This window comes from Kitasatospora sp. NBC_00315 (genome assembly GCF_041435095.1).
Lineage (GTDB): Bacteria > Actinomycetota > Actinomycetes > Streptomycetales > Streptomycetaceae > Kitasatospora.
Map to the genome: position 1 here is coordinate 7,611,437 of NZ_CP108025.1, position 11,585 is coordinate 7,623,021.

The window sequence follows — 11,585 nt, forward strand, 5'->3', positions numbered from 1 at the left end:
GCCCCGCCCCGGCCGCAGGGTCCCCCCACTCTCTACGCCCCCCGCACGAGGAGCCACCGCATGACACGACAGCCAGCCACCCGACACCGAGGCAGAATGTGGGCGCTGCTGCTTGCAGCGACACTCTCACTGCCCGTGGTCGGCCTGGTCCCCGGTGCCTCGGCCGCCGTGCCGTCCGGCGACACGGCGATGTCCGCCGCCGCGCCCTCCGACAGCACGGCGACCTTCGCCGCCGCCGACCCGGCCACCCAGACGCACGGCCTGAAGGGCGAGTACTACCGGATGTCGGCGCCGGGTGCGCGTGACTTCGCCGAGCTCGGCGGCGTCGCGCTCGACCCGCAGATCAGCCTCCCCGGGCTGGCGTCGGCCTTCCAGGAGATGACCGGCCGCCAGGAGAACACCACCGCCCGCTGGACCGGCCAGATCGAGGCGCCCGCCGACGGCGACTACACCTTCTACGCCATCGGCGACAACGGGTTCCGCCTGTTCGTCGACGGCGCGCCCGTCATCGACCACTGGGTGCCCGACTGGGACAACGAGCAGACCAGCGCCGTCCTCCACCTCAAGGCCGGCGAGCGACACGACTTCCGCCTGGAGATGTTCCAGGACGTCGGTGGCGCCAACATGTACCTCCGCTGGTCGAGCCCGGCGATGCCGAAGCAACTGGTGCCGGAGAGCGCCTTCACCCCGCCCGCCGGGTTCAGCGTCTACCCGGTCGCCCTGTCCGTCGCCGAGGACGGCCTGAAGGTGCAGGCCACCTTCGACGGCAAGGTCGGCAACGTCGCAGACGTGGCGAGCCACCTGACGGTCGAGTCCGACACCACGCCGATGCCCGTCAAGTCGGTCGCCACCGCCTCCGACGACAAGCGGTCGGTGATCGTCAAGCTCTCCGAGCCGATCCAGAAGGGCCAGCAGGTCCGCGTCCGGTACGACGGCAAGGGCGCCCTGACCTCCGGCGGCCAGGCCGTTCCGGAGATCTCCCGCACCGCCGCCAACGCCTCCACCCACCGCCTCACCACCCCGTGGACCGACAAGGTCGACAAGAACCACCCGCTGCCCGAGTACCCCCGGCCGCAGCTCGTGCGCGACGACTGGCTGAACCTCAACGGCCCCTGGCAGTTCGCCGGCGCCGCCGCGGGTGAGCAGCCGGTCTTCGGCAAGGACCTCGGCGAGAAGATCATCGTGCCCTACCCGGTCGAGTCGATGCTCTCCGGTCTGGAGCGGCACGAGGACCACATGTTCTACCGGCGCACGGTCACCGTCCCGAAGAGCTGGAAGATCGGCTCCGGCCAACGCCTCAAGCTGAACTTCGGCGCCGTCGACAACAAGGCCACCGTCTGGGTCAACGGCACGAAGGTCGCCGAGCACACCGGCGGCTACACCGGCTTCACCGCCGACATCACCGACGCCCTCAAGGGCACCGGCCCGCAGGAGATCGTCGTCGCGGTCACCGACACCGCCGGCGCGGACCAGCCACTCGGCAAGCAGTCCGCCAACCCCGGCGGCATCGTCTACACCCAGTCGTCGGGCATCTGGCAGACCGTCTGGATGGAGCCCGTCACCACCGCCTCCATCGACACCGTCACCACGACCCCCGACATCGACAGCGGTACCCTCGCCGTCACCGTCAACTCCCCGGGCGCACCCGCCGGCACGCTCGTCAAGGCCGTCGCCAAGGACACCAACGGCAACGTCGTCGGCTCGGTCAGCGGCCCCGCCAACACCCTGCTCCACCTGCCGGTGAGCAACCAGCACCTGTGGACACCCGACGACCCGTACCTCTACGACCTCAAGGTCACGCTGACCAGCGGCAAACAGACCGACACGGTCAAGAGCTACTTCGGCATGCGGAAGGTCGCGATCCAGGACGTCGGCGGCTACCAGAAGATCGTCCTCAACGGAAAGCCGATCTTCTCGCTCGCCGAACTCGACCAGGGCTTCTGGCCGGACGGCCTCTACACCGCACCCACCGACGCGGCCATCACCTTCGACCTCAAGGCGCAGAAGGACCTCGGCTTCAACGCCGTCCGCAAGCACATCAAGGTCGAGTCCCCGCGCTGGTACTACCAGGCCGACAAGCTGGGCCTGCTCGTCTGGCAGGACTTCGTCTCCGGCGACTTCCGCACCACCGCCGGGCAGCAGGAGTTCGTCGCCGAGGGCATGGCGGAGATGAAGCTCCTCCACAACTCCCCGTCCCTCATCGGCTGGATCGTCTTCAACGAGGGTTGGGGCGAGTGGAACCGCGAGGACACCGGCAAACTCACCGAGGCCGTCAAGGCCGCCGACCCCTCCCGCATCGTCAACGCCCACAGCGGCGTCAACTGCTGCGCCTCCAAGGGTGACTCCGGCAAGGGCGACATCATCGACCACCACGACTACGGCAACAACGACCCGGCGTTCCCGGACGCCGAGCGCGCCGCCATGGACGGCGAGCACGGCGGCTTCACCCTCCGCGCCCCCGGCCACATGTGGCCCGGCGCCCCGACCGTCATCTACAGCGGCGTGAACGACAAGGCCGCCCTCACCCAGAAGTACGTCGACAACACCGAGACCTTCTACCTCGCCGCCGCCGGCGCCGAGCTCTCCGGCTCGGTCTACACCCAGGTCACCGACGTCGAGAACGAGCTCAACGGCCTCTGGACGTACGACCGTCGGCAGATCAAGGTCGACCCGGCCCAGGTCCGCGCCGTCAACCTCAAGGTCATCGCGGCCGGCGCCGCGGCCGGCGCCCGCTCCGAGGTCAAGGGCGGCGGCTCCTGGTCCCTCGACGAGGGCACCGGCACCACCGCCGCCGACCAGGGCCCCAACAAGGCCTCGATGACCCTGACCGACGGCACCACCTGGACCCCGGGCATCAGCGGCAGCGCCCTGAAGTTCAACGGCCAGGCGCAGTACGCCCAGACCGCCGGGCCCGTGGTCGACACGACGGCGAGCTACTCGATCTCCGCCTGGGCCACCCTGGACGCCCTGCCCGGCAACTACGCCACCGTGGTCAGCCAGGACGGCCGCCGCACCGAGAACCCGTTCTACCTGCAGTACGGCCAGGGCGCGTTCGCCTTCAGCCTCCCCGGCGGCACCCGTGCCCGGCTGGCGATCACCCCCCAGCTCGGCCACTGGTACCACCTGGTCGGCGTCCACGACGCGGCGGCCGGCACCATCGCGCTGTACGTCGACGGCACCCTCGCCGCCACCGTGCCGGCCGGCACGGGCGACGTGTCCACCGGCCCGCTCAGCCTCGGCCGCGCCAAGTGGAACGGCGGCAACGTGGACTTCTGGAACGGCTCGATCGACCAGGTCCACGCCTTCGACAAGGCGCTCACCGCCGCGGAGGTGAGCGCCCTGCACACCGCCGAGCAGCCCGCGTAGCACCCGGCGGCCGCACCACCCGCACCACCCGCACGACCAGCACCACAAGCACGACCCGCACGACCAGCGCCACCCGAACCGCCCCCGGCGGGAGGACCCCCTCCCGCCGGGGGCGGTTCGGGTGGGAGCTGCGTGGGCCGCTCCCACCCGGGGTGGAGGGGTGGATCAGATGATGGTCCGGCAGACCGTTCCGTTCAGCCTGAAGACCGTCGGGGACGGGTTGACGCCGTTGTTGCCGCCGACGAACCCGAAGTTGACGGAGTTGCCGCCGTTCGGCGCGAGCCGCGCGTTGGACTCGCCGTTGGTCACGCGGACGTGCTGCCCGCTGCTGGTGATGTCGGCGTTCCACCACGAGCCGACGGACTGTCCGGTCGACGGCCAGTCGAAGTCCAGTGTCCAGCCGTTGATGTCCGCCGGGCCGAGGTTGCTCACCACGACGTTGGAGACGAAGCCGTTGCCCCAGCCGGTGGTCACCTGGTACGAGACGCTGCAGGTGCTGTCGGCCGGCGTGCCGGTGGTGAAGGTCAGCGGGACGGACGGCCGGGAGAGGTGCCCTGCCTGGTCCCGGGCCAGCACGTTGACCGTGTGCCGGGAGCCCGGCGGCAGGTTGTGGAGCGTGGCGGACGTGCCGGTGGACGAACCGAGCAGCTGGATGGTGGTGCCGAGCTGCTCGTAGACCTCGTAGCGGTCCACCGAGCCGCTGGTGGCCGGCCAGCTCAGGGCGACGGTGTCGGCGCCCACCGAGGTGGTCTGCGGCGTACCGGGGGTGCCGACGGTGGCGGCGGAGGAGCCGGTGCCGCTCTTCGGGTGCACGGTCAGCACGGTGAGGGAGTACGGCGCCAGGGTCGCCGAGGAGGCGGTGGCGGTACCGGTCGCGTCCACCAGGCCGTCGTCACCGGGCGCCCACCGCTGGACCGAGGGGGCCGGAGCGTCGGCGGTGAAGCCCAGGTAGCGCAGGTCCACGGTGTGCACGGCGGAGGAACTCTTGTTCAGCAGAAGGACGCTGAGGTCACCGTTGGCCCGGAGCACCGCGTGCGACGACACCTCGGAGCCCGAGGCGGCGGAGGCCAGCATGGTGTCGCCCGGGTCGCTGAGTGCGCCCAGCGCCTTGATGCCGTAGTACGGCGCGAACGGGGTGTTCACCGCCGGCTCGCAGACGCTTCCGGAGCAGCTGCCGCTCGACAGCATGCCCATGTCGCCGTAGTCGGTCTCACCGCCCACGGTGGTGACGGCGCCCGCGCCGTTGTGGGTGTCCCACCAGTCCACACTGAAGACGCCGTTCTCCAGCGCCGTGCTCATGGCCTCCGCGGCGAACAGGCCGTTGGGGCGGCTGGTGAAGGCGCCGCCGCCGGAGTTGGAGTTCACCTCGGTCATCGCGATGCCGATGCCCGCGGAGCCGGCACCCGCGTACTGGTTCACCAGGTTGCGCACCTCGCGGAGCTCACCGGGCAACTGCTGGACGGCGGCGAGCGCCTGGTCGCCGTTGCCGGCGTTGGGGTACCAGTGGACGCTGACGAAGTCGACGTCGTGGGCGACGGCGGCGAGCACGGTGTGGTTCCAGTCGGCGGCGTCGCCGGCGGCCACCGAGCCGTCCGGCCAGTTGCCGGGCATGGTGAGCACCGCACCGATCTTGACGGTGGGGTCGACGGCCTTCATGGCCGCGGCGTACGCCTTGACCTCCCTGGCGTACTGGTCCGGCGTCTTGTCGGCGTGGTCGTCGGTCTCCCAACCGCTGCCGTAGACGCCGTTGCCGTAGATCTCGTTGCCGATCTCCCAGTACTTCGCCCCGTAGCCCTTGGTGACGTTGGCGTACCGAACCCAGTCCGCGGCCTCCTGGGCCGTACCGGAGCCGTAGTTGGCGATCAGGATCGGCTGGGCGCCGGTGGCCTTCGCGGTTCCCATGAAGGCGTCGAAGTCGGTGCCCGGGGCGACGTAACCGCCCGGTGCGGTGTTGTCGACCCAGTGGTAGATGTCGGAGTAGGAGCCGCCCGGGTAGCGCAGCGCGCCGATCCCGGCGGCCCTGTACAGGGAGGTCACCTGGGGGTCGTTCATGTTCGCGTCCCAGATGGCGGTGTTGGCGCCGAGCGCGGTGGAGCTGACGGTGCCCAGACCCGCGCTCGCGTTGACCGTGACCGTGGTGTCGCCGGTGGCGGCCGGGTCGGCCGCGACGGCGGGGGTGGACAGCGGCAGGGCCGCGGCCACCACGGCCAGGGCGGCCGAGGCCGTCATGGCGAGGGGGCGACGGAGCCCGTCTGGTCTCCTGCGGAACAGCATGGGGGTGTTCCTCCTGGGTGATGCGCCGGCTCGGGGCCACGCCGCGGAGCCGGACGACGGACGGGGGACTGTGCGGGGTACGGCGCCGCGTCAACCGTCGGAGACGGGTGAGCCGGGTAGGACGTGGGAGCGCTCCCATGATGGGAGGGGGCGCCGAGCATGTCAATCTTCCTGACGCACCGGGACGCAGGATCGCCACCGTGCGCGCATCTCCGGTCCACTGGTGGGCTGTTGAGGCCGGTTCCCCCCACCCTTGGCCGCCACCGTGATCCGGCCGCTCTCGGCGATCCGGCCGGGAAGGACGAGGCGTGCACCGGCCAGGGCGGTTCGGTCCGTGGTCACGCGGTACCCCCGGGAACAGGGGGCGGTCGGGGCGGTCGGCCGGGGAACCGAGGAGCGCCGTGAGAAACGGGAGGCGCCACCGGCGGCTCGGCCGGCCGCCGGGGAGATGTCGGCCTGCACGGACCCCGCGTCCTGCCCGGCCCCGCCCACTCGGCCCGTCCGCCCGTCCGCCCGTCCGCCCGCCCGGCCCCGCCCACTCGCCCATCCGCCCGCCCGTCCGCCCGTCCGCCCGTCCGCCGGTCCGCCCGGCCCCGCCCACTCGGCCCGTGCGACCCCACGTCACCGTCCCGATCCGTCCCACCCGTCGTCACCTAACCGACGGGGCGTCACCGATGCGTCCGCCCCGATCGAGGGGCCGGCAGGGCGGGTTCGCGATGCGGTGATGCCGTGTCCGGCCCGAGCCGCGCCGGGTGGTGCGCCGTGTGCACGGCGCTGCGGTGGTGATCACCCGACGGGTGCGGCGGCAACGGTGGTCAGCAACTGGACGACGGTGTCGGTGACCGCCCGGCGTCCGGCCGCCAGGTAGTGGCGCGGGTCCACGCCCCGCGGGTCGGCGTCCAGTTGGGCGCGGATCGCGCCGGTCATCGCGATGCTCAGCGCGGTACCGATGTTGACCTTGCTGATGCCGCCCGCGACGGCCCGCCGGATCTCGGCGTCGGGGACACCGGAGGAGCCGTGCAGGACGAGCGGGACGGGGACGGCGTCGTGGAGCGCCGCCAGCAGGGTGTGGTCGAGCGCCGCGTCCCGTGTGGTCATCGCGTGGGAGCTGCCGATGGCCACGGCGAGAGCGTCCACCCCGGTCTCCTCGACGAAGCGTCGGGCCTCCCCGGGTTCGGTGCGGGCGCCGGGAGCGTGGGCGTCCAGCGGCCCGTTGCCGTCCTTGCCGCCGACCTCGCCGAGTTCGGCCTCCAGCCAGAGACCGTTGGAGTGCGCCCAGTCGGCCGCCGTCCGGGTCGCGGTGACGTTCTCCTCGTAGGACAGGTGCGCGGCGTCGAACATGACGGAGCTGAACCCGCAGTCGGCGGCCTGCCGGAGCAGCTCCCCGCTCTTGACGTGGTCGAGGTGCAGGGCGACCGGTACCGTGCCGGCACGCGCGGCGGCCACGGCGGCGGCGGCGACCGGGTGCAGGCGCCCCGCACGGAACTTCACCGCGTTCTCGCTCACCTGGAGGATGACCGGCTCGTTGACGTGCTCCGCGGCGGCGATGACGGCCTCGATGTGTTCGAGGGTGATGACGTTGAGGGCGACGACCGCACCGTGGTGGGAGGCGGCGTCGGCGACCAGTTCGCCCGTGGTGCAGAGGGGCATGGCGATTCCTTGCTCGGGAGGACGGGACTCAGGCGGGGACGACCTGGACCCGGGTGAGGTAGCGCTCGTACCGGTGGGCGTCGAACTGCCCGGCGTAGCGGCTGTGGACGGTGGCGGCGGACAGCGCGACGGCGTGGTTAAGCGACTGGGGCAGCGGGGTGCTGTCGGCGAGGCCGATGGCCAGGGCGGCGACGGCGGCGTCACCCGCGCCGGTGGGGTTTCCGCGGATGTCGGCCGACGGGGACAGGAAGGCACGCCAGGAGCCGGCCGGCGTGACGGCCAGCAGGCCGTCCGGTCCGAGGGAGGCGACCACGGTCCGGGCGCCGGCGTTCGTCAACTCCCTTGCGGCGGTGAGCGGGTCGTCGATTCCGGTGGCCTCCCTGAGCTCGGCGGCGTTGGGTTTGACGACGGTGGGTCCGGCCCGGAGGGTTTCGGTGAGGGCCGGCCCGGCGGCGTCGAGGACGACGGGGACGCCGTGTTCGCGGGCCAGTTCCACGAACGCGGTGTAGGCGTCCGGCCGCACGCCACGGGGGAGGCTGCCGGACAGCACCAGCGCCCGCGTGGTCGGCAGCAGGCTCCTCACCCCGCCGAGGACGGCCGCCCATTCCTCGGCGGAGAGCTCCGGCCCGGGTTCGTTGAACATCGTCGCGTCGCGCTCGTCGACGGCGGCGACGGTCCGTCTGGTGGCCCCGTCGGTCAGGGGGATCGAGAGACAGGCCAGGCCGGCCCGGTCGAGGTCGGCCCTGACGGCCGCGCCGGTGGTACCGCCGAGCGGCAGGACCGCTGTCGCCCGCCGGCCGAGGGCGTGCAGGACCCTGGCCACGTTGACGCCCTTGCCGCCGGCCTGTTCGTGGACGCCGTCCACCCGGTGGCTGGAGTGCGGCACCAGCGCGGGGAGGGTGTAGGTGATGTCGAGTGCGGGATTGGGTGTGACGGTGACGATCACGACCGAGGTCCTCCTTCCGCCGCACGCTCGGCGGTGAGAGCGGGTGCCGGTGTGCCCGTTCCCCGGCGCGGGCGGTGAGCGGCCGGCGCCCGGCCGGGGAGCCGCGCGGCGCGACGGCAGAGCCGCCGTACGTCCGCGCCGGGGGAGACCCGTGCGGTGACGTGCGCGGGCGGTGTCACGCGTCGGCGAGGATCACGGAGCGGGTCAGGTTGCGCGGCCGGTCGGGGTCGAGGCCCTTGGCCGCGGCGAGCGCCACGGCGAGGCGGTGGACGCGGACCAGCTCGGCCAGCGGGTCGAGTCCGCCCGCCACCCAGGCGGCGCCGGTCGCCTCCACCTGCTGGGCCAGGCCGACCGGGGCCTCGCCGAGCATCCAGGTCGCGGTGGTGGGCGCCGCGATGCTGATGGGGCCGTGCCGGTACTCCATGGCGGGGTAGGACTCGGTCCAGGCGAGGGCGGCCTCCCGCATCTTCAGGGCGGCCTCGTTCGCCAGGCCGACGGTCCAGCCGCGCCCGAGGAAGGTGAACTGGGTGCGGTCCACCAGGCCGGCCGGCAGGGGCTCCGCCAGGGCGCGGCGCGCGTCCCGCTCCACGGCCTCGGAGTGCAGCCCGAGGTGCGCGCGCAGGAAGGTCAGCGCGGTGGTGGCGAACCGTGTCTGGACGACCGACTTCTCGTCGGCGAAGTCCAGTACGACGACATCGTCCGCCAGCGACATGACGGGCGTGTTCGGGTCGGCCGTGACGGCGAGGGTGCGGGCCCTGCCCCGCAGGGCCCCGAGCAGTTCCAGGACCTCGGTCGTGGTGCCCGACCGGGTCAGCGCGATCACCCGGTCGTAGCCGCGGACCTCCGGGAACTCCGATGCGGCGAACGCGTCCGTCACCCCCTGCCCGGTCGACTCCCGCAGGGACGCGTACGCCTGGCCCATGTAGAGGGACGTGCCGCAGCCGATGATCGCGACCCGCTCGCCGGTACGGGGCAGGACGTCCTGCCGGGCGGCGGCGAGGTCCGCCGCACGGCGCCAGCAGTCCGGCTGGTCGGCGATCTCGGTCTCCAGGTACGTCATCCGGTGCCTCCATGGCGATCAGGTGATTCAAAATGCTTGCCCTGTGCTTTATTCAATCATCTTTGAGCATTCATGGGTAGCAGCCCGTCTTCGGGCTCGGCGACGGAGTTCCGCCGGGAGGGCGGGCGGGCCCGGTACGCCCGTGCCCGGCGGCCACTCCTGCGGTCTCCTGGTCAGGAGCGCCTGGTCGGAGGCATAGGGGGGTCGGAGGGTGGGCGGGGCGCCGGTCCGCTTCGGCCCGAAGGTCGGTCCGCCGGGCGACGTCGCAGGTACGGGAAAGCCGGATCGGGGCCTTGACTCGCTCGGGCGAGGCTGCCACGGTTTGCGCAAAGATGCGTTGAGTCGATCATCAAAGATCAGCTTCAAGCATCTTTCACCCTCCCCCATTCCCCTGCTCGGAGCACCCATGAGACTGCACCGACGGCTGGCCGGACTCGCGTCCGCCGCTGCGCTCGCCACCACCGGACTCGCGGCGGTGACCGCCCCCGCGGCCACCGCCGACCCGGTGGCCGCCAACACCGGCACGGCGATCGGCGTCAAGCCGATGATGGGCTTCAACAACTGGGCGCGCTTCACCTGCTCCGCCCAGGCCCGCCTCGACGGCACCCGCACCGGGTACTCGTTCCAGCAGTTCATGCAGGACCAGGCCGAAGCCATGAAGGACACCGGCCTGGTCGCGGCCGGCTACACCAACCTCACCGTCGACGACTGCTGGATGCAGCGCACCGCCGCCGGTTACCTGCACGGCGCGGCGACCTGGGGCGGCAGCTCCCAGCCCGGCTACGACTGGGAGCTCAACGGCTACGCCGACTACGTCCACGGCCAGGGTATGGAGGCCGGCCTCTACAGCACCTCCGGCGTCAACACCTGCCAGGGTGTGCCCGGCGGCATCATGGGGCACGAGCAGGTCGACGCCGACTCGCTCGCCTACTGGGGCATCGACTCCCTGAAGGTGGACAACTGCGGGACGGACACCAGTAACCGCCGGCAGATCCTCACCACCATGGCGAACGCGCTGAAGACCGCGACCGCCGGCACCAGCCGCAAGATCCTGCTCAACGAATCCGCTCCGGCGGGCTACGGACCGACCAGCGCGGAGAAGTACAACGCGATGGACTGGGTCCGCGGGCTCGGCCAGATGTGGCGGGTCAGCCCGGACATCGCCGTCCGGCACGACGACAACGCCTCCGCCTGGGACTGGCCGCACGGCGGCGACTACTACGAGGGCGGCGTCTACCAGAACTTCAACGACAGTGTGGCCCTGGCCCGTTACAACGGCCCGGGCAACCACACCGACGCCGACATGCTGCTCATCGGTGACAACGGCCAGCTGACCCTCGCCGAGCAGCGCAGTCAGTTCGCCCTGTGGTCGGCCATGGGCTCCCCGCTCATGATCAGTTCCGACGTGCGCAGGATGGCCGCGGACCCGACCACCTACGCCCCGCAGCTGGGCATCCTCAAGAACGCCGACATCATCGCCGTCGACCAGGACTCCCTCGGTGCCGGCGGCTATCTCGCCTCCCGCGACAACGCCTCCGCCACCGCGGGCATCGACGTCGTCGTCAAGCCGCTCGCGGGCGGCCGCCGCGCCGTCGCCATCACCAACAAGAACGCCACCTCGACCGGCTACACGCTGGACCTCGCCCGGGTCGGATTCGGCAACACCGGCTGCACCCGCACCGCCCGCGACCTCTGGAGCCACACCGACCGGTCGGTCCAGTCCTCCATCACCACCACCATCGCCGGCCACGACACCGCGATGTACACCATCGACCCCGGCACCTGCGGCGCCGCGGTCCCCGTCGGCCAGATCCAGGCACCGCAGAGTGCCTTCCAGGTCTCGGCCCTGTGCCTGGACGCCTACGGCGGTGCGACGGCCGGCGCCAAGGTCGCCCTCTACGCCTGCACCGGCAACGGCAACCAGCAGTGGCAGCGCCAGGGCAACGGCCTGATCTCCTCCCTCCAGAACACCTCCCTGTGCGTCTCCGGCGACTCCACCGGCCTGCGTCTCGCCACCTGCAACACCGGTGACACCAAGCAGAAGTGGACCTACAACCGGCAGGGACAGCTCCGCCAGGGCAGCGGCGTCTGCGTCGACATCACCGGCTCCGACTTCGGCGACACCAACGCCGCGATCACCACCTACACCTGCGGCACGCACCAGCCCAACCAGACCTGGAGCGCCCCGTTCGACACTCCGCCGAGCACCTGACGCCGACGCACCGATGAGCCGAACTCCGTTCCCCCGGGGCGGTTCAGCCTCCCCGGGGGGAAACGGGGTGCTCCGCC

General features: G+C 71.9%; 6 protein-coding genes. 2 read left to right on the plus strand and 4 right to left on the minus strand.

Going from position 1 to position 11,585, the window contains the following annotated elements:
* The first annotated feature begins 60 nt into the window (after window positions 1-60).
* Window positions 61-3,366, plus strand: coding sequence for a LamG-like jellyroll fold domain-containing protein (locus OG823_RS31635; RefSeq protein WP_371483622.1), 3,306 nt, complete (start codon window positions 61-63; stop codon window positions 3,364-3,366).
* 165 nt (window positions 3,367-3,531) lie between these two features.
* Here the strand turns inward: OG823_RS31635 and OG823_RS31640 are convergent, their stop codons facing one another.
* From OG823_RS31640 to OG823_RS31655, 4 genes are all read right to left on the minus strand, one after another.
* Window positions 3,532-5,595, minus strand: coding sequence for a cellulose binding domain-containing protein (locus OG823_RS31640; RefSeq protein ID WP_371483623.1), 2,064 nt, complete (start codon window positions 5,593-5,595; stop codon window positions 3,532-3,534).
* 831 nt (window positions 5,596-6,426) lie between these two features.
* Window positions 6,427-7,290, minus strand: coding sequence for a ketose-bisphosphate aldolase (locus tag OG823_RS31645; protein ID WP_371483625.1), 864 nt, complete (start codon window positions 7,288-7,290; stop codon window positions 6,427-6,429).
* Between the two features lie 28 nt (window positions 7,291-7,318).
* Window positions 7,319-8,236, minus strand: coding sequence for a 1-phosphofructokinase family hexose kinase (locus tag OG823_RS31650; RefSeq protein ID WP_371483626.1), 918 nt, complete (start codon window positions 8,234-8,236; stop codon window positions 7,319-7,321).
* Window positions 8,237-8,411: 175 nt separating this feature from the next.
* The gene (locus OG823_RS31655; protein WP_371483628.1) at window positions 8,412-9,296 is read right to left on the minus strand and encodes an SIS domain-containing protein; all 885 of its coding nucleotides are present in this window, start codon (window positions 9,294-9,296) and stop codon (window positions 8,412-8,414) included.
* 406 nt (window positions 9,297-9,702) lie between these two features.
* Between OG823_RS31655 and OG823_RS31660 the strand changes: the two genes are divergently transcribed.
* Window positions 9,703-11,508: a ricin-type beta-trefoil lectin domain protein gene (locus tag OG823_RS31660; RefSeq protein WP_371483630.1), complete on the plus strand. Its 1,806-nt coding sequence runs from the start codon at window positions 9,703-9,705 to the stop codon at window positions 11,506-11,508.
* Window positions 11,509-11,585: the final 77 nt, after the last annotated feature.

Coding starts and splice junctions, on each gene's coding strand:
- OG823_RS31635 (WP_371483622.1), top strand. CDS start 61: ATGACACGACAGCCAGCCACCCGACACCGAGGCAGAATGTGGGCGCTG.
- OG823_RS31640 (WP_371483623.1), bottom strand. CDS start 5,595: ATGACGGCCTCGGCCGCCCTGGCCGTGGTGGCCGCGGCCCTGCCGCTG.
- OG823_RS31645 (WP_371483625.1), bottom strand. CDS start 7,290: ATGCCCCTCTGCACCACGGGCGAACTGGTCGCCGACGCCGCCTCCCAC.
- OG823_RS31655 (WP_371483628.1), bottom strand. CDS start 9,296: ATGACGTACCTGGAGACCGAGATCGCCGACCAGCCGGACTGCTGGCGC.
- OG823_RS31660 (WP_371483630.1), top strand. CDS start 9,703: ATGAGACTGCACCGACGGCTGGCCGGACTCGCGTCCGCCGCTGCGCTC.